Source organism: Escherichia sp. MOD1-EC6475, from assembly GCF_003046645.1.
Classification (GTDB): Bacteria; Pseudomonadota; Gammaproteobacteria; order Enterobacterales; family Enterobacteriaceae; genus Escherichia; species Escherichia ruysiae.
On sequence record NZ_PZKQ01000003.1, the window covers coordinates 59,721 to 77,316 of the forward strand.

At 53.6% G+C, this 17,596-nt stretch carries 16 protein-coding genes; 13 read left to right on the forward strand and 3 right to left on the reverse strand.

Features of this window, described 5'->3' with window-relative positions; genetic code table 11:
• Positions 1–6 precede the first annotated feature (6 nt).
• The 5 genes from gtdA (at position 7) to dusC (ending at position 4,622) form a co-directional block, all read left to right on the forward strand.
• Positions 7–1,035, forward strand: a complete 1,029-nt coding sequence (gtdA, locus tag A7589_RS00855) for a gentisate 1,2-dioxygenase (protein ID WP_000131692.1) — start codon at positions 7–9, stop codon at positions 1,033–1,035.
• A 15-nt stretch (positions 1,036–1,050) separates the two neighbouring features.
• Positions 1,051–1,752, forward strand: a complete 702-nt coding sequence (locus A7589_RS00860) for a fumarylacetoacetate hydrolase family protein (RefSeq protein ID WP_108188687.1) — start codon at positions 1,051–1,053, stop codon at positions 1,750–1,752.
• 8 nt (positions 1,753–1,760) lie between these two features.
• The gene (gene maiA, locus A7589_RS00865) at positions 1,761–2,405 is read left to right on the forward strand and encodes a maleylacetoacetate isomerase (protein WP_000781174.1); all 645 of its coding nucleotides are present in this window, start codon (positions 1,761–1,763) and stop codon (positions 2,403–2,405) included.
• Positions 2,406–2,419: 14 nt separating this feature from the next.
• A complete protein-coding gene (locus tag A7589_RS00870) occupies positions 2,420–3,613 on the forward strand; it encodes a 3-hydroxybenzoate 6-monooxygenase (RefSeq protein WP_000170159.1) in 1,194 nt (397 codons plus the stop codon).
• 61 nt (positions 3,614–3,674) lie between these two features.
• Positions 3,675–4,622 (forward strand): tRNA dihydrouridine(16) synthase DusC, encoded by a 948-nt coding sequence (gene dusC, locus A7589_RS00875; RefSeq protein ID WP_105282578.1) that lies wholly within the window; start codon positions 3,675–3,677, stop codon positions 4,620–4,622.
• A 371-nt stretch (positions 4,623–4,993) separates the two neighbouring features.
• Here the strand turns inward: dusC and yohP are convergent, their stop codons facing one another.
• Positions 4,994–5,077 (reverse strand): small membrane protein YohP, encoded by an 84-nt coding sequence (yohP, locus tag A7589_RS23455; RefSeq protein ID WP_000691708.1) that lies wholly within the window; start codon positions 5,075–5,077, stop codon positions 4,994–4,996.
• 223 nt (positions 5,078–5,300) lie between these two features.
• Here yohP and mdtQ point away from each other — a divergent pair, with 223 nt between their 5' ends.
• Together mdtQ and A7589_RS00900 are read left to right on the forward strand one after the other, a co-directional pair.
• Positions 5,301–6,737 carry a multidrug resistance outer membrane protein MdtQ gene (mdtQ, locus tag A7589_RS00895; RefSeq protein ID WP_001078096.1) on the forward strand — a complete coding sequence of 479 codons (1,437 nt, stop codon included), beginning with the start codon at positions 5,301–5,303 and terminating at the stop codon, positions 6,735–6,737.
• Positions 6,738–6,789: 52 nt separating this feature from the next.
• Entirely contained in the window at positions 6,790–7,551 is a 762-nt protein-coding gene (locus tag A7589_RS00900) for an SDR family oxidoreductase (RefSeq protein ID WP_000079554.1), read from the forward strand.
• Positions 7,552–7,676: 125 nt separating this feature from the next.
• On the opposite strand, the gene A7589_RS00905 is transcribed toward A7589_RS00900, so the two are convergent.
• Positions 7,677–8,255: a DedA family protein gene (locus A7589_RS00905; protein WP_010356678.1), complete on the reverse strand. Its 579-nt coding sequence runs from the start codon at positions 8,253–8,255 to the stop codon at positions 7,677–7,679.
• 169 nt (positions 8,256–8,424) lie between these two features.
• Between A7589_RS00905 and A7589_RS00910 the strand changes: the two genes are divergently transcribed.
• The gene (locus A7589_RS00910; protein WP_000020073.1) at positions 8,425–9,012 is read left to right on the forward strand and encodes a Yip1 family protein; all 588 of its coding nucleotides are present in this window, start codon (positions 8,425–8,427) and stop codon (positions 9,010–9,012) included.
• 173 nt (positions 9,013–9,185) lie between these two features.
• Positions 9,186–10,118, forward strand: a complete 933-nt coding sequence (gene pbpG / locus A7589_RS00915; RefSeq protein ID WP_010352881.1) for a D-alanyl-D-alanine endopeptidase — start codon at positions 9,186–9,188, stop codon at positions 10,116–10,118.
• A gap of 129 nt (positions 10,119–10,247) precedes the next feature.
• On the opposite strand, the gene dld is transcribed toward pbpG, so the two are convergent.
• Positions 10,248–11,954 carry a D-lactate dehydrogenase gene (gene dld, locus A7589_RS00920; protein ID WP_105282579.1) on the reverse strand — a complete coding sequence of 569 codons (1,707 nt, stop codon included), beginning with the start codon at positions 11,952–11,954 and terminating at the stop codon, positions 10,248–10,250.
• A gap of 195 nt (positions 11,955–12,149) precedes the next feature.
• Between dld and bglX the strand changes: the two genes are divergently transcribed.
• The 4 genes from bglX (at position 12,150) to yehX (ending at position 17,596) form a co-directional block, all read left to right on the forward strand.
• On the forward strand, positions 12,150–14,447 hold the full coding sequence (gene bglX / locus A7589_RS00925; RefSeq protein ID WP_000871476.1) for a beta-glucosidase BglX: 2,298 nt from the start codon (positions 12,150–12,152) through the stop codon (positions 14,445–14,447).
• 148 nt (positions 14,448–14,595) lie between these two features.
• Positions 14,596–15,513: a glycine betaine ABC transporter substrate-binding protein OsmF gene (gene osmF, locus A7589_RS00930; RefSeq protein WP_001131226.1), complete on the forward strand. Its 918-nt coding sequence runs from the start codon at positions 14,596–14,598 to the stop codon at positions 15,511–15,513.
• A 6-nt stretch (positions 15,514–15,519) separates the two neighbouring features.
• A complete protein-coding gene (yehY, locus tag A7589_RS00935; RefSeq protein ID WP_000221817.1) occupies positions 15,520–16,677 on the forward strand; it encodes a glycine betaine ABC transporter permease YehY in 1,158 nt (385 codons plus the stop codon).
• Positions 16,670–17,596, forward strand: a complete 927-nt coding sequence (yehX, locus tag A7589_RS00940) for a glycine betaine ABC transporter ATP binding protein YehX (protein ID WP_000569387.1) — start codon at positions 16,670–16,672, stop codon at positions 17,594–17,596. The genes yehY and yehX overlap by 8 nt, the downstream gene beginning before the upstream one ends.

A 17,596-nucleotide genomic window follows, 5' to 3' on the forward strand; every position in this document is an offset into this window, starting at 1 on the left:
ATCTCAATGACTGATAACAATCAAAATAGCCGCGAGCAATTTTATCAGCATATTTCCGGGCAAAACCTGACCCCGCTGTGGGAGTCGTTGCACCATCTGGTGCCGAAAACGCCCAACGCTAATTGTGCGCCAGCGTACTGGAATTATCAGGAGATCCGCCCGTTGTTGCTGGAGAGCGGCAGCCTGATTGGCGCGAAAGAGGCGGTGCGTCGCGTACTGGTGCTGGAAAACCCGGCGCTGCGCGGTCAGTCCTCCATTACCGCCACCTTGTATGCCGGTTTGCAACTGATCATGCCAGGCGAAGTGGCACCAAGCCATCGTCATAACCAGTCGGCGCTGCGTTTTATTGTTGAAGGTAAAGGCGCATTTACCGCCGTTGATGGCGAACGCACGCCAATGAATGAGGGCGATTTTATCCTGACCCCGCAGTGGCGCTGGCATGATCACGGTAATCCTGGCGACGAACCGGTTATCTGGCTCGATGGACTGGATCTGCCATTAGTGAACACTCTGGGCTGCGGTTTTGCCGAAGATTACCCGGAAGAGCAACAACCGGTAACGCGCAAAGAGGGGGATTATCTGCCGCGCTATGCCGCCAATATGTTGCCGCTGCGCCATCAGACGGGGAACTCCTCGCCGATCTTTAACTATCGTTATGACCGCAGCCGCGAAGTGCTGCACGATTTAACCCGCCTGGGCGATGCCGATGAGTGGGATGGCTACAAAATGCGCTACGTCAACCCGGTCACCGGCGGGTATCCGATGCCGTCGATGGGCGCTTTCCTGCAACTGTTGCCGAAAGGGTTCGCTTCCCGCGTGGCGCGTACTACTGACAGCACCATCTACCACGTGGTGGAAGGCGGCGGGCAGGTCACTATCGGCAATGAAACCTTCACCTTTAGTGCAAAAGATATCTTCGTGGTGCCGACCTGGCACGGCGTGTCGTTCCAGACCACGCAAGATACCGTTTTATTTAGTTTTTCGGACAGACCGGTACAAGAAGCCCTGGGGCTGTTCCGCGAAGCGCGTTATTAATTTGGGAGAGAAAAAATGACTCAATACGTATTCGAACCGCAAGCGCCCGTTACCGTACCGGTTGTTGGCAGTGATGAACAATTCCCCGTGCGCCGCGTTTACTGCGTCGGGCGTAACTATGCTGCCCACGCCCGCGAAATGGGCTTCGATCCGGATCGTGAACCGCCATTCTTCTTCTGCAAACCAGCGGATGCCGTTGTTCCGGTTGCCGCTGGCGAAACGCTGGCGCTGCCGTATCCGGCGCAGACCGATAACTACCATTATGAAATTGAGCTGGTAGTGGCAATTGGTAAAAAGGGCAGCGATATCCCGCTGGAAAACGCCCATGAATATGTCTGGGGTTATGCCACGGGGCTTGATATGACTCGTCGCGATCGTCAAATGGAGATGCGCCAGATGGGGCGTCCGTGGGAAATTGGTAAAGCGTTTGATCTCTCTGCGCCCATCGCGCCGCTGCACAAAGCCAGCGAAACCGACGGTATTGATAACGCGCCAATCTGGTTACAGGTTAACGGCGAAGATCATCAGCGCAGCGATATTCGTCATCTCATCTGGTCAGTGAATGAAACCATCAGCTACCTGTCCGGCTTCTTTGAACTGCAACCGGGCGATCTGATCTTCACCGGCACGCCGGAAGGTGTTGGCCCGGTGGTGAAAGGTGATGTGATCACGGGCAACGTTGAGGGTTTAACCCCTATCGCGGTGAAGATTGTCTGAGGTGCAAGATGAAGCTGTACAGTTTTTTTAATAGTTCAGCGTCGTACCGGGTACGCATTGCGCTGGCTCTGAAGGGCATTGATTACCAGACCGAAGGGGTGAATATCCGTATTGGTCAGCAAAACGAACTGGCCTACCGGCGGATGAATCCGGTCGGGCTGGTGCCGACGCTGCTGACCGATGATGGCGAGTCACTCGGTCAATCGCTGGCGATAATTGACTGGCTGGATCGTCATTACCCGCAAGTTCCGCTGTTACCGCAGGAAGAACCGGCTCGCAATAAAGTCCTGGAAATTGTTTATGCCATCGCTTGCGACATTCATCCTCTGAATAACCTGCGCGTGCTGCGCTACCTGACCGAAGAACTGAACGTTAGTGAAGAAGAGAAAAAACGCTGGTATGCGCACTGGATCCAGCAAGGGTTAAGCTCGGTGGAACAACTGCTGCGCCAGAGCCAGTCGGGACAATTTTGCGTGGGCGAGACGCCGACGCTGGCAGACTGCTGCCTTGTCCCACAATGGGCAAATGCGTTACGCATGAACTGCGACCTGAGTGCATATCCGCGCTGTAAAGCAGTGTACGACGCCTGCACGCAGCTGCCAGCGTTCATCGCTGCCGCACCAGAAAATCAACAAGATAAAATTTCAGCCTGACCAGGAGAACCATAATGACGAAAGTGACACGCGCAGTAATTGTGGGAGGCGGGATCGGCGGTGCGGCAACTGCGCTGTCACTGGCCCGCCAGGGGATCAAAGTGGTGCTGCTGGAAAAGGCGCATGAGATTGGTGAGATTGGCGCGGGCATCCAGCTGGGGCCGAACGCGTTTTCGGCGCTGGACAGCCTTGGCGTCGGCGAAATTGCCCGTCAGCGCGCGGTGTTTACCGATCACATCACAATGATGGACGCGGTAAACGCCGAAGAAGTGGTGCGCATTGAAACCGGTCAGGCCTTTCGTGACCATTTCGGCGGCCCTTATGCGGTGATCCACCGCGTTGATATTCATGCCTCGGTGTGGGAAGCGGTACTGACCCACCCGGACGTCGAATATCACACCTCTACTAACGTCGTGGATATTCGCGAGACGCCGGACGATGTTACCGTTTTCGACGATCGCGGCAATAGCTGGAGCGGCGATATTCTGATTGGCTGTGATGGCGTGAAGTCAGTGGTGCGTCAGAGCTTATTAGGCGATGTGCCGCGCGTTACCGGGCATGTGGTCTACCGTGCGGTTATCGATTGTGCCGATATGCCGGAAGATTTGCGTATTAACGCGCCGGTACTGTGGGCGGGGCCGCACTGTCACCTGGTGCATTACCCTTTGCGCGGCGGCAAGCAGTATAACCTGGTGGTAACATTCCACAGTCGCCAGCAGGAAGAGTGGGGCGTGAAGGATGGCAGTAAAGAGGAAGTGCTCTCCTATTTTGAAGGCATTCATCCACGCCCGCGCCAGATGCTGGATAAACCGACCTCATGGCGACGCTGGTCAACTGCCGATCGCGAACCGGTGGCGAAGTGGGGAACGAAGCGCATAACGCTGGTGGGCGATGCGGCGCATCCGGTGGCGCAATATATGGCGCAGGGGGCCTGTATGGCACTGGAAGACGCAGTGACGCTCGGTAAGGCGCTGGCAGAATGTGACGGCGATGCGGCACAAGCCTTTGCGCTGTATGAGTCGGTACGTATTCCACGCACCGCGCGCATCGTCTGGTCGACACGTGAAATGGGGCGGGTATACCACGCTGCGGGGGTAGAACGCCAGGTGCGTAATCTGCTGTGGAAAGGGAAATCGCAGGCAGAGTTTTATCGTGGTATGGAGTGGCTGTACGGCTGGAAAGAAGATAACTGTCTGCAACCACGCTGAGCACTTTAATCCGCTGACCGGAGGCGCTACCATAGCGCCTCATTTTTTTGCGGGTGATGATATGCGTGTACTACTGGCGCCGATGGAGGGTGTGCTTGACTCTCTGGTGCGTGAATTGCTGACCGAAGTTAACGACTACGATCTGTGCATCACCGAATTTGTCCGCGTGGTCGATCAACTGCTGCCGGTAAAAGTCTTTCATCGCATTTGCCCTGAACTACAAAATGCCAGTCGAACGCCATCCGGTACGCTGGTGCGGGTACAACTGCTGGGGCAGTTCCCACAGTGGCTGGCGGAAAATGCTGCTCGTGCGGTGGAGTTAGGTTCCTGGGGCGTGGATCTCAATTGCGGCTGCCCATCGAAAACGGTTAACGGCAGCGGCGGTGGGGCGACGTTACTCAAAGATCCTGAACTCATCTACCAGGGTGCAAAAGCGATGCGCGAAGCTGTACCGGCGCATTTACCCGTCAGTGTGAAAGTGCGGCTTGGCTGGGACAGCGGCGAGAAGAAGTTTGAAATTGCTGATGCGGTTCAACAGGCCGGAGCCACGGAACTGGTGGTGCATGGTCGGACAAAAGAGCAGGGTTACCGTGCGGAGCATATTGACTGGCAGGCGATTGGCGAGATTCGCCAGCGGCTGAATATTCCGGTGATTGCCAACGGTGAAATCTGGGACTGGCAGAGTGCGCAACAATGTATGGCGATCAGCGGCTGCGACGCGGTGATGATTGGGCGCGGGGCGCTGAATATTCCCAACCTGAGCCGGGTGGTTAAATATAACGAACCGCGAATGCCGTGGCCGGAGGTCGTTGCTTTGCTGCAAAAATATACCCGTCTGGAAAAGCAGGGCGATACCGGGCTATATCACGTCGCGCGGATTAAACAGTGGTTGAGTTATTTGCGTAAAGAATACGATGAAGCAACGGAATTATTTCAGCATGTTCGGGTGTTGAATAATTCCACAGATATTGCAAGGGCTATTCAGGCAATTGATATCGAGAAACTCTAAAAACCATAGTGATGTTTTTTGACAATGTGTTAGCTCTTTATCAATAGGCCGCACGGTTATTTGGTGGCGCCAAAATCGCCGAGGCGTTCCCTGGAGGCCGGGGCAGCCCACATGGATGTGGGCTGAGGGCGCGTTTTACAGGGATGTTACCTCGCGCCCGACCCGGTAGCCGTAAGGGATAAGCCGAGGGCACCGCGCAGCGGCGATTTTGTTCGCCAGAGCCCGGGGGGGCAGGGGGCGGCGGCGATTGGCCGCCCCCTGCGCGCTCCTTGCGCCAGTGATTATATGAAGCAATGCACATGACAGGAGCGCAACAGGATGAGAGACTGAAATATTCTTGTTATTTTCGGATCTGATGACATTAATTAATTTTAAAATATCATCTTAAATACGCCAGTCACCACCAGTAGCCCAATCAGGAAAATAATCAATACAGCCCAGAGTATAATTTTCATTGGCGTTCCTTTATTTGTGAGTGCTGAATAAGTATAGGTAAAAATGAAACCCTTTGCCGTTATCCATAAACGATTAAGATAAATCAGATGATATCATTCACTTACTGTATATTTTTCTGAATATGTCGTTTTATTGCTGCTGATGTATTGCCACGCGAAACTAAAAAATACATTGCAACACACGGTAATCTCCGCGCACCTTTTCTTACCTGATTATTCCCCCATGAATCGTGATTCCTTTTATCCAGCTATCGCCTGTTTTCCGCTGTTCCTCATTCTGGCTGGGTGTGCGCCTGTGCACGAAACCCGCCAGGCGTTAAGCCAGCAAACGCCCGCTGCGCAAGTTGACAGCGCATTACCCACGGCGCTGAAAAATGGTTGGCCAGACAGTCAGTGGTGGCTGGAATATCACGATAATCAACTCACTTCCTTAATTAATAACGCATTACAGAACGCACCGGATATGCAGGTGGCTGAACAGCGCATTCAACTGGCTGAAGCGCAGGCGAAAGCTGTAGCCACTCAGGATGGTCCGCAGATCGATTTTTCTGCGGATATGGAGCGACAAAAAATGTCGGCGGAAGGGTTAATGGGGCCGTTTGCCCTGACCGATCCGGCGGCAGGTACTACCGGGCCGTGGTATACCAACGGTACTTTTGGTCTAACGGCGGGCTGGCATCTGGATATCTGGGGAAAGAATCGGGCTGAAGTCACAGCGCGCCTCGGTACGGTTAAAGCACGGGCGGCGGAACGCGAGCAAACCCGCCAATTGCTGGCTGGCAGTGTGGCTCGCCTGTACTGGGAGTGGCAGACCCAGGCGGCGTTAAACACTGTCTTACAGCAAATCGAAAAAGAACAGAACACCATTATCGCGACCGATCGCCAGCTATATCAGAACGGAATTACCTCTTCGGTTGAAGGTGTGGAAACCGATATTAATGCCAGTAAAACCCGGCAACAGCGCAATGATGTGGCGGGAAAAATGAAAATTATTGAGGCGCGGTTAAATGCGCTGACTAACAGCCAGACGAGCGGTTTAAAGCTGCATCCGGTTGTGCTGCCTGAAGTGACAAGTCAGCTTCCTGATGAACTGGGTTATTCCTTGCTGGCACGCCGTGCCGATTTGCAGGCGGCGCACTGGTACGTTGAATCATCCTTAAGCAGCATCGACGCGGCAAAAGCGGCCTTTTATCCCGACATAAACCTGATGGCCTTCCTGCAACAAGATGCGTTGCACTTAAGCGATCTGTTCCGACATTCCGCGCAGCAAATGGGTGTTACGGCAGGCCTGACGCTACCCATTTTCGATAGCGGTCGTCTTAACGCCAACCTCGATATTGCGAAAGCCGAAAGCAACTTGTCTATCGCCAGCTACAACAAAGCGGTGGTTGAGGCGGTGAATGACGTGGCGCGGGCAGCCAGTCAGGTTCAGACACTGGCGGAGAAAAACCAGCATCAGGCGCAAATTGAGCGCGATGCCCTGCGTGTGGTAGGTCTGGCGCAGGCACGCTTTAACGCGGGCATCATTGCTGGTTCCCGCGTCAGCGAAGCCAGAATCCCGGCGCTGCGTGAGCGAGCCAATGGCCTGTTATTGCAAGGGCAGTGGCTGGATGCCTCCATTCAACTCACCGGCGCGCTGGGTGGGGGCTATAAACGCTGATGATATGCGGCTTCTATACTTAACGTTTATTCAGCGTTAAGTGGAGAACTCCATGGCACAGGTCGCGATTATTACTGCCTCCGATTCGGGGATCGGTAAAGAGTGCGCGTTATTACTGGCGCAGCAAGGGTTTGATATTGGCATTACCTGGCACTCTGATGAAGAAGGGGCAAAAGATACCGCGCGTGAGGTAGTTAGCCACGGCGTCCGTGCGGAGATGGTGCAACTGGATCTCGGCAATCTACCAGAAGGTGCGCAGGCGCTGGAGAGACTCATTCAACGATTGGGGCGCATCGATGTGCTGGTGAATAACGCGGGGGCGATGACCAAAGCGCCGTTTCTTGATATGGCTTTTGATGAGTGGCGCAAGATTTTTACCGTTGATGTCGATGGTGCATTTTTATGCTCGCAAATTGCTGCCCGCCAGATGGTGAAACAGGGGCAGGGTGGTCGCATCATCAACATTACATCGGTACATGAACATACGCCGCTGCCGGATGCCAGCGCCTACACCGCCGCTAAACATGCACTCGGCGGGTTAACCAAAGCGATGGCGCTGGAACTGGTCAGGCATAAGATTCTGGTGAATGCGGTCGCGCCAGGTGCAATTGCCACGCCAATGAACGGCATGGATGACGGCGACGTGAAGCCCGACGCAGAACCATCAATTCCCCTGCGGCGTTTCGGCGCAACGCATGAGATTGCCAGCCTGGTGGCCTGGCTATGTTCCGAAGGCGCAAATTACACCATCGGGCAGTCGTTAATTGTCGATGGTGGTTTTATGCTGGCGAATCCGCAGTTTAAGCCGGAGTAGTGCAATGGGATATGTGGATATTTCAATGGGTATGTTGTAGGCATGATAAGACGCGCCAGCGTCGCATCAGGCATGGAACCCCTGATGTCGGATGCGGCGCGAGCGACTTATCTGTGGCAACTGCTTTACGCCTGATTATCCGGCTTTTTCTTCCCGCGCCGTTTCAGCCACCAGCGCACGCCAACCACCAGAACCACGACCAGAATCAACCAGACCCAGTGTTTCAGATGCTGATCAAGACTGTGCAACCACGGCGCAATCACCTGACCACCGGCGTAACCGATAGTGGTAAAAATCAGCGCCCAGGCAAATGCGCCGAGAATATTCAGCGGCAGAAAGATTTTCGGCGGCAACTGACTGGCACCAATCAGCGTCGGGCCAATTACCCGAAAGCCATACATAAAACGCGTACCAATAACAAACAGATACGGATGGCGCTGGATCAGTTTCTGCGCCCGCTCAATTTTATCCTGATGCTTTGAGATACGACGCAACAGCTTGCCGCCAAACCGCCGTCCGCACAGATAAAGCACCTGGTCGCCAATCATGCCGCCAAGCGCCACAGAAAGAACCACTAGCGGGAATTTTAATAAACCCTGATGTGCCGCAACGCCTCCCAATAAAGTCACGGTTTCACCCTCTGCCAGACTGCCGAGCACCAGCGCGGCATAACCATATTGTGAGATGAGTGTATTGAGATCCATAGGCCAGTCTGTCTCCCTTTGGTTGCCTGTAAGCATACACCCTGTGAATTGTTTGCGCAGAAAAAGGCGTTTCATCACGCGACGCAAATTTCACAACAGGGCAAAAAATAACCACAAGCTGACTTATACTTGAACTGTCAGGTTCAGCAACTCACAAAAAGGGGGCGGTATGAGCCATGTCTGGGGACTGTTTTCCCATCCCGATCGTGAAATGCAGGTGATTAATCGTGAAAACGAAACGATTTCTCATCACTACACCCACCACGTTTTGCTGATGGCGGCGATTCCGGTGATCTGTGCCTTCATTGGCACCACGCAAATTGGCTGGAATTTTGGCGATGGCACTATCCTGAAGTTATCCTGGTTTACCGGACTGGCGCTGGCTGTCCTGTTTTATGGCGTTATGCTGGCTGGGGTCGCGGTGATGGGGCGAGTCATCTGGTGGATGGCGCGCAAATATCCGCAACGTCCGTCGCTTGCGCACTGTATGGTCTTTGCCGGATATGTCGCGACGCCACTATTTTTAAGCGGCCTGGTGGCGCTTTATCCGCTGGTCTGGCTGTGCGCGCTGGTAGGTACGGTGGCGCTGTTTTACACCGGCTATCTGCTTTATCTCGGTATTCCGAGCTTCCTGAATATCAACAAAGAGGAAGGTCTTAGCTTCTCCAGTTCGACGCTGGCGATTGGCGTACTGGTGCTGGAAGTGCTGCTCGCTATTACCGTTATTCTGTGGGGGTACGGTTATCGGCTGTTCTAGAAAGTTCTTTTGCGTTGCATTGCTGGCGTAAATGTCAGCAATGCAGCATTTCCTCACGATTCTCCTTTGACGATCGCACTTTTTGCTCGTTATGATGGCGTCGCTAGCCTCAGTAAATCCTTACTCCGGCGGTGCGCAACCCGTGCGCGTGAACCACTATCTGAATGCTCATCATGCCGAAATTTCGAGTTTCTTTATTTAGCCTGGCTCTAATGCTGGCTGTGCCTTTTGCACCGCAGGCCGTTGCGAAAACGACTGCCGCTACCACAGCTTCGCAGCCGGAAATCGCTTCCGGTAGTGCGATGATTGTTGATCTGAATACCAACAAAGTGATCTATTCGAACCACCCGGATCTGGTGCGTCCGATTGCGTCAATCACCAAATTAATGACCGCAATGGTGGTGCTTGACGCACGACTGCCGCTGGATGAAAAACTGAAAGTGGATATCAGCCAGACGCCAGAGATGAAAGGGGTCTATTCGCGCGTGCGACTGAACAGCGAAATCAGCCGTAAAGAGATGCTACTGTTGGCGCTGATGTCTTCAGAAAACCGCGCGGCGGCAAGCCTGGCGCACCATTATCCTGGTGGTTATAACGCTTTTATTAAAGCGATGAATGCGAAAGCGAAATCGCTCGGAATGAACAACACGCGCTTTGTTGAACCGACCGGATTGTCGGTGCATAACGTTTCGACTGCCCGTGACCTGACCAAATTGCTGATTGCCAGCAAACAATATCCGTTGATCGGTCAGTTGAGTACCACCCGTGAAGATATGGCGACCTTCTCTAATCCGACGTACACCCTGCCGTTCCGCAATACTAACCATCTGGTTTATCGCGATAACTGGAATATTCAGTTAACCAAAACCGGTTTTACCAATGCCGCAGGGCATTGTCTGGTGATGCGCACGGTTATCAATAATAAACCGGTGGCGCTGGTGGTGATGGATGCATTTGGCAAATATACCCATTTTGCCGATGCCAGCCGCCTGCGTACCTGGATTGAGACCGGTAAAGTGATGCCTGTTCCGGCTGCGGCGTTGAGCTATAAAAAACAAAAAGCCGCCCAGATGGCGGCAGCGGGGCAGACGGCACAGAACGATTAAGTTTGCTTGCCTGTAGGCCGGATCAGGCGTTCACGCCGCATCCGGCATTAGGTGCCAGTGCCTGATGCGATGCTTACGCATCTTATCAGGCCTCTATCTGCATCAGGCATCCAGCCGTATTAACTCCACTTACTGCCAGTTTTTCCGCTTACTGGTCTTACCGATCCCAGGGTTCATACTGTTGGTCGGATCGTTCTCGCGATAAAACTTCTGCAGCGTCTCCGGCGCTTTATATAAATGACCGACGTTATGCTCGGCAGGGTATTGCGCGCCGCGCTGGCGTAACAGCTCCAGCATCTGTTCCTTCAACGCATGTACATCCACACCTTTTTTGACGATGTAATCCTGGTGGAAGACATAGCACATAAAATGGCCGTAATAGAGCTTGTGTACCAACTGGCTGTCGATCTCCGGCGGCAAATGCTCATACCACTCCGTGTCATTACGACGCAGAGCAATATCCAGAGCCAGAATGTCTTCGACTTCATCGGAATGCACAGCCTGATAACGAATTGCCGCCCCCGCAGCGGCGAAACGGTGCAAAAATGCTTTGCTTCCTTCCTCCGGCGTACAGACAAAGAAATCGCCTTCAGCCTGTTTGAAATAATCCACCAGCCACGATTTAGCTTCGCCAATGCCATCGCCCGCCATTTTTAACAGCAGATGATGTTCATATTTATCGCGCCAGCTGTTCATGCGTGGGGGTAAATGGCTGGGGAACAGATGACCGAATTTTTGCATCGCACGGTCGGTAAAATGCGGACGGAAGAATTTCACTTTCTCCAGCATCGCATCGGTACGTCCTTTGATATTAAAGAAGAGAGGCATCTTGTCGGTGCCAAGTTTATCGATCATCAGGAAGGTGTCTTTGCCATATTTTTCCGCGATATCGTAGATATCCCGATGCATATATTCCCCTGCAACCGGCAGATTTTCGAAATTAGCCAGAATATGGCGGCGGATTTCAGTCAGCACTTCCGGCTGGTTGGTGCCGATATAAAACACCTGCTGATTTTTTTCCGCTTCGAAGGTATCAAGACGTACCGCGAATACTGCCAGTTTTCCGGCGCAACCGGAGGATTCAAACAGGCGATCCGGGTCGGCGTTATAACGTGCGGGCGTGTCGGCTTCAATATCCCTAACGCGGTGAACATAATCATAATCGTGGGCGTGACGACCATCGTGGCGCACATCATCTTCTTTGATACGATCGTCATCCAGCTTGCTGAGGATCTGCTCCGGTGTTTCGCCCAGATCAATCCCCAGATGGTTCACCAGCGTCAGTTTGCCGTCTTCATTTATGCGCGCGAACAACGACATTTCGGTATACGCCGGGCCACGCTGGACCAGCGAGCCGCCGGAGTTATTACAGATACCGCCGATGACCGATGCACCTATGCACGACGAACCAATCACCGAGTGCGGTTCGCGCCCCAGCGGTTTGAGAGCTTTTTCCAGCGAATAGAGCGTGGTGCCAGGATATGCCAGCACTTGTTCGCCCTTGCCGAGAACGTGCAGTTTGTCGAGACGTAGGGTGCTGATGATAACGATATCGCGATCATAGTCGTTACCGTTTGGCGTCGAGCCTTCGGTGAGGCCGGTATTGGCAGCCTGCATCAGAATAATTTTGTCGGCGGTGACGCAGGCTTTCAGCACCCGCCACAATTCCAGTAACGAACCAGGAAAAACGACAGCCAGCGCGTCGCCCTGACCAGAACGGAAGCCCTTGCGATAGCGGGCCGTTTTTGCGGGATCGGTGAGCAGGTGTGAATGACCGACCAGACGGGCAAGTTCATTCAAAAAGGCTTTATTATCAGTTGTTGTCATGGAAGACATTTTCCACTCCTTGTGGTGGCGAAAAAATATCACAAACTAGAATAGCGCCTTGTATGACAATTCAGCGAGTGAATATTTTGAAAATTCAGACAATAAACTGAGCATTCTTTTTCTCTCTCTATCATGCTTATGGCAAACTACGGTTTTTGCACCATTTTCGCTGCCACATCGGGCAACAAAGGAAGAAAAATCCACATGAAATGGCTATGTTCAGTAGGTATCGCGGTAAGTCTGGCCTTACAGCCAGCACTGGCGGATGATTTGTTTGGTAACCATCCATTAACGCCCGAAGCGCGTGATGCGTTCGTCACCGAGCTGCTCAAAAAAATGACAGTTGATGAGAAGATTGGTCAACTGCGCTTAATCAGCGTCGGCCCGGATAACCCGAAAGAGGCGATCCGCGAGATGATTAAAGACGGGCAGGTTGGGGCGATTTTCAACACCGTAACCCGTCAGGATATCCGCGCCATGCAGGATCAGGTGATGGAATTAAGCCGCCTGAAAATTCCTCTTTTCTTTGCTTACGACGTGCTGCACGGTCAGCGCACTGTCTTCCCGATTAGCCTTGGTCTGGCCTCTTCTTTTAACCTCGATGCGGTAAAAACTGTTGGGCGTGTATCTGCTTATGAAGCGGCAGATGATGGCCTGAATATGACCTGGGCGCCAATGGTCGATGTCTCGCGCGATCCACGCTGGGGACGTGCTTCTGAAGGTTTTGGCGAAGATACGTATCTCACCTCAATAATGGGTAAAACCATGGTGGAAGCGATGCAGGGTAAAAGCCCGGCAGATCGCTACTCGGTGATGACCAGCGTCAAACACTTTGCGGCTTATGGTGCGGTAGAAGGCGGCAAAGAGTACAACACCGTCGATATGAGCCCGCAGCGCCTGTTTAATGACTATATGCCGCCGTACAAAGCGGGGCTGGATGCAGGCAGCGGCGCGGTGATGGTGGCGTTGAATTCGCTGAACGGCACGCCAGCCACCTCCGATTCCTGGCTGCTGAAAGATGTTCTGCGCGATCAGTGGGGCTTTAAAGGCATCACCGTTTCCGATCACGGCGCAATCAAAGAACTGATTAAACACGGCACGGCGGCAGATCCGGAAGATGCGGTGCGCGTGGCGCTGAAATCCGGGATCAACATGAGCATGAGCGACGAGTACTACTCGAAGTATCTGCCTGGTTTGATCAAATCCGGCAAAGTGACGATGGCAGAGCTGGACGACGCTGCCCGCCACGTGCTGAACGTCAAATATGATATGGGACTGTTTAACGATCCGTACAGCCACCTTGGACCGAAAGAGTCTGACCCGGTGGATACTAATGCTGAAAGCCGCCTGCACCGCAAAGAAGCGCGTGAAGTGGCGCGTGAAAGCCTGGTGCTGCTGAAAAACCGTCTCGAAACGCTGCCGCTGAAAAAATCTGCCACCATCGCGGTGGTTGGCCCACTGGCAGACAGCAAACGTGATGTCATGGGAAGCTGGTCAGCAGCCGGAGTTGCCGATCAATCCGTGACTGTACTGACTGGGATTAAAAATGCCGTTGGTGAAAACGGTAAAGTGCTGTATGCCAAAGGGGCAAACGTCACCAGTGATAAAGGTATTATCGACTTCCTGAATCAGTATGAAGAAGCGGTCAAAGTCGATCCTCGTTCTGCGCAAGAGATGATTGATGAAGCGGTGCAGACCGCGAAACAATCTGATGTGGTGGTGGCGGTAGTCGGTGAAGCTCAGGGGATGGCGCATGAAGCCTCCAGCCGTACCGATATCACTATTCCGCAAAGCCAACGTGATTTGATTGCGGCGTTGAAAGCCACCGGTAAACCGCTGGTGCTGGTGCTGATGAACGGGCGTCCGCTGGCGCTGGTGAAAGAAGATCAGCAGGCTGACGCGATTCTGGAAACCTGGTTTGCGGGTACGGAAGGCGGTAACGCGATTGCCGATGTGTTGTTTGGCGATTACAACCCGTCCGGCAAGCTGCCGATGTCCTTCCCGCGTTCTGTCGGGCAGATCCCGGTTTACTATAGTCATCTGAATACGGGGCGCCCGTATAACGCTGACAAGCCGAACAAATACACTTCACGCTATTTCGATGAAGCTAACGGTGCGCTTTACCCGTTCGGTTATGGTCTGAGCTATACCACTTTCACTGTCTCTGATGTGAAACTCTCTGCTCCGACCATGAAGCGTGACGGCAAAGTGACTGCCAGCGTACAGGTGACGAACACCGGCAAACGCGAAGGGGCGACGGTGGTTCAGATGTATTTGCAGGATGTGACCGCTTCTATGAGCCGTCCGGTGAAACAACTGAAAGGCTTTGAGAAAATCACCCTCAAACCGGGCGAAACTCAGACTGTCAGCTTCCCGATCGATATTGATGCGCTGAAGTTCTGGAATCAGCAGATGAAATATGATGCCGAGCCTGGCAAGTTCAACGTCTTTATCGGCACCGATTCCGCACGCGTTAAGAAAGGCGAGTTTGAGTTGCTGTAATGCTTTAGTAAGGGCGCGACGTTTGCGCCCTTTAAGTATTTATCTGATTCTGCAACTGAATCCATCCGCTCAGGCTAACCTCGCCATTATCAACTATGCTTTTCTCTTAATTCGCTGAAAACAACAGTAAAAGAATGAGGAAAGCATCATGCCACTCTCAAAGCTCTGGGCAGGTTCACTGGTTTTGTTGGCAGCCGTGAGCCTGCCGCTACAGGCGGCTTCTCCCGTTAAAGTCGGTTCAAAAATCGATACCGAAGGCGCGCTGCTCGGCAACATTATTTTGCAAGTGCTGGAAAGCCACGGCGTACCGACGGTCAATAAAGTCCAGTTGGGAACTACGCCGGTGGTGCGCGGGGCGATCACTTCTGGCGAGCTGGATATCTACCCGGAATATACCGGCAATGGCGCTTTCTTCTTTAAAGATGAAAATGATGCGGCGTGGAAAAATGCCGGGCAAGGCTACGAGAAAGTCAAAAAGCTCGATGCAGAGCAAAATAAGTTAATCTGGCTGACGCCTGCGCCTGCAAATAACACCTGGACCATCGCCGTGCGTCAGGATCTGGCAGAGAAAAACAAACTCACTTCGCTTGCCGATCTCAGCCGTTATCTGAAAGAGGGCGGCACCTTCAAACTGGCGGCCTCGGCAGAGTTTATCGAACGCGCCGATGCCTTACCCGCGTTTGAAAAAGCCTATGCCTTTAAGCTCGGTCAGGATCAGTTGCTGTCACTGGCTGGTGGCGATACGGCGGTGACGATCAAAGCCGCTGCCCAGCAAACCTCTGGCGTTAATGCCGCAATGGCTTACGGCACTGACGGCCCGGTAGCGGCGCTGGGGCTGCAAACCTTAAGCGATCCACAAGGTGTTCAACCTATCTACGCGCCTGCGCCAGTGGTGCGTGAGTCGGTGTTGAAAGAGTATCCGCAAATGGCACAGTGGCTACAGCCAGTCTTCGCCAGCCTCGATGAAAAAACATTGCAGCAACTGAATGCCAGTATTGCCGTAGAAGGGCTGGATGCTAAAAAAGTGGCTGCCGACTACCTGAAACAAAAAGGGTGGACGAAGTAATTTCTCGTGACTTATCTACGTATTAATCCTGTTTTGGCGCTGCTGCTGTTGCTGACGGCAATCGCAGCGGCGCTGCCGTTTATCAGTTACGCGCCTAACCGTTTAGTCTCTGGTGAGGGGCGTCATCTCTGGCAACTGTGGCCGCAAACGAGCTGGATGCTGGTGGGTGTTGGTTGCGCCTGGCTGACAGCCTGTTTTGTTCCCGGTAGAAAAGGCAGCATTTTTGCTCTCATCCTTGCGCAATTCGTCTTCGTATTGCTGGTATGGGGCGCAGGAAAGGCCGCGACGCAACTGGCGCAAAGTGGCAGTTCGCTGGCGCGTGCCAGCCTTGGCAGTGGCTTCTGGCTGGCTGCGGCGCTGGCATTGCTGGCCTGTAGCGATGCAATCCGCCGGATCACCACTCATCCGTTGTGGCGCTGGTTGTTGCATATACAGATTGCCATCATTCCGCTGTGGCTGCTGTACTCCGGCACGCTTAACGATCTCTCGCTAATGAAAGAGTACGCCAACCGTCAGGATGTGTTCGATGACGCACTGGCGCAGCATCTGACGCTGCTGTTTGGTTCGGTACTGCCTGCGCTGGTGACTGGCGTGCCGTTGGGCGTCTGGTGCTACTTTTCCACTGCGCGGCAGGGGACGATTTTTTCTCTGCTCAATGTCATTCAGACCGTGCCTTCGGTGGCGCTCTTTGGCCTGTTGATTGCGCCGCTTGCCGGGCTGGTCAGCGCATTTCCGTGGCTCGGAACGCTTGGTGTTGCAGGAACCGGAATGACACCCGCACTGATTGCGCTGGTGCTTTACGCCTTACTGCCGTTGGTGCGCGGCGTGGTAGTGGGGTTGAATCAGATCCCGCGCGACGTGCTGGAGAGCGCCACAGCGATGGGCATGAGTGGGACGCAGCGATTCCTGCATGTGCAGTTACCGCTGGCGTTACCGGTATTTCTGCGCAGCCTGCGTGTGGTTATGGTGCAGACTGTCGGTATGGCGGTGATTGCGGCGTTAATCGGCGCTGGCGGTTTTGGCGCACTGGTTTTCCAGGGGCTGCTAAGCAGTGCCATTGATTTAGTGTTGCTGGGAGTGATCCCGGTGATTGTACTGGCGGTGCTTACCGACGCGCTGTTCGATTTGCTTATCGCACTGCTGAAGGTAACAAACCATGATTGAATTTAGCCATGTCAGCAAACTGTTCGGCACACAAAAAGCCGTTAACGACCTCAATCTCAATTTTCAGGAGGGGAGTTTCTCGGTGCTGATTGGCACATCAGGCTCCGGCAAATCCACTACCCTGAAGATGATTAACCGCCTGGTGGAGCATGACAGTGGTGTGATCCGCTTTGCCGGAGAAGAAATTCGCTCGCTGCCAGTGCTGGAGCTGCGCCGCCGGATGGGATACGCCATCCAGTCGATAGGTTTATTTCCCCACTGGAGCGTGGCGCAAAACATCGCTACCGTGCCGCAATTACAAAAATGGTCGCGGGCGCGGATTGACGATCGTATCGATGAATTAATGACGCTGCTGGGGCTGGAGGCGAATTTACGCGAGCGTTATCCCCATCAACTTTCTGGTGGTCAGCAGCAGCGAGTCGGCGTTGCTCGTGCGCTGGCTGCCGATCCGCAAGTTTTGCTGATGGATGAACCGTTTGGCGCGCTGGATCCTGTGACGCGCGGCGCGTTGCAACAAGAGATGACACGCATTCACCGTTTGCTGGGGCGCACCATTGTGCTGGTCACTCATGATATTGATGAGGCGCTACGGCTGGCAGAACATCTGGTGTTAATGGATCATGGTGAAGTGGTGCAGCAGGGCAATCCGCTGGCGATGCTTACTCGCCCGGCGAATGATTTTGTGCGCCAGTTTTTTGGTCGCAGCGAGCTGGGCGTGCGCTTGTTATCGTTACGTAGTGTGACCGATTATGTGCGCCGCACCGAACGCGCTGAAGGTGAGGCACTGGCAGAAGAGATGACGCTACGCGATGCGCTCTCATTGTTTGTCGCTCGTGGTTGTAAAGTGTTGCCGGTGGTTGACGCTCAGGGTAAACCTTGCGGCACATTGCATTTTCAGGATCTGCTGGTGGAGGCGTAA

Coding starts and splice junctions, on each gene's coding strand:
- gtdA (WP_000131692.1), top strand. CDS start 7: ATGACTGATAACAATCAAAATAGCCGCGAGCAATTTTATCAGCATATT.
- A7589_RS00860 (WP_108188687.1), top strand. CDS start 1,051: ATGACTCAATACGTATTCGAACCGCAAGCGCCCGTTACCGTACCGGTT.
- maiA (WP_000781174.1), top strand. CDS start 1,761: ATGAAGCTGTACAGTTTTTTTAATAGTTCAGCGTCGTACCGGGTACGC.
- A7589_RS00870 (WP_000170159.1), top strand. CDS start 2,420: ATGACGAAAGTGACACGCGCAGTAATTGTGGGAGGCGGGATCGGCGGT.
- dusC (WP_105282578.1), top strand. CDS start 3,675: ATGCGTGTACTACTGGCGCCGATGGAGGGTGTGCTTGACTCTCTGGTG.
- yohP (WP_000691708.1), bottom strand. CDS start 5,077: ATGAAAATTATACTCTGGGCTGTATTGATTATTTTCCTGATTGGGCTA.
- mdtQ (WP_001078096.1), top strand. CDS start 5,301: ATGAATCGTGATTCCTTTTATCCAGCTATCGCCTGTTTTCCGCTGTTC.
- A7589_RS00900 (WP_000079554.1), top strand. CDS start 6,790: ATGGCACAGGTCGCGATTATTACTGCCTCCGATTCGGGGATCGGTAAA.
- A7589_RS00905 (WP_010356678.1), bottom strand. CDS start 8,255: ATGGATCTCAATACACTCATCTCACAATATGGTTATGCCGCGCTGGTG.
- A7589_RS00910 (WP_000020073.1), top strand. CDS start 8,425: ATGAGCCATGTCTGGGGACTGTTTTCCCATCCCGATCGTGAAATGCAG.
- pbpG (WP_010352881.1), top strand. CDS start 9,186: ATGCCGAAATTTCGAGTTTCTTTATTTAGCCTGGCTCTAATGCTGGCT.
- dld (WP_105282579.1), bottom strand. CDS start 11,954: ATGTCTTCCATGACAACAACTGATAATAAAGCCTTTTTGAATGAACTT.
- bglX (WP_000871476.1), top strand. CDS start 12,150: ATGAAATGGCTATGTTCAGTAGGTATCGCGGTAAGTCTGGCCTTACAG.
- osmF (WP_001131226.1), top strand. CDS start 14,596: ATGCCACTCTCAAAGCTCTGGGCAGGTTCACTGGTTTTGTTGGCAGCC.
- yehX (WP_000569387.1), top strand. CDS start 16,670: ATGATTGAATTTAGCCATGTCAGCAAACTGTTCGGCACACAAAAAGCC.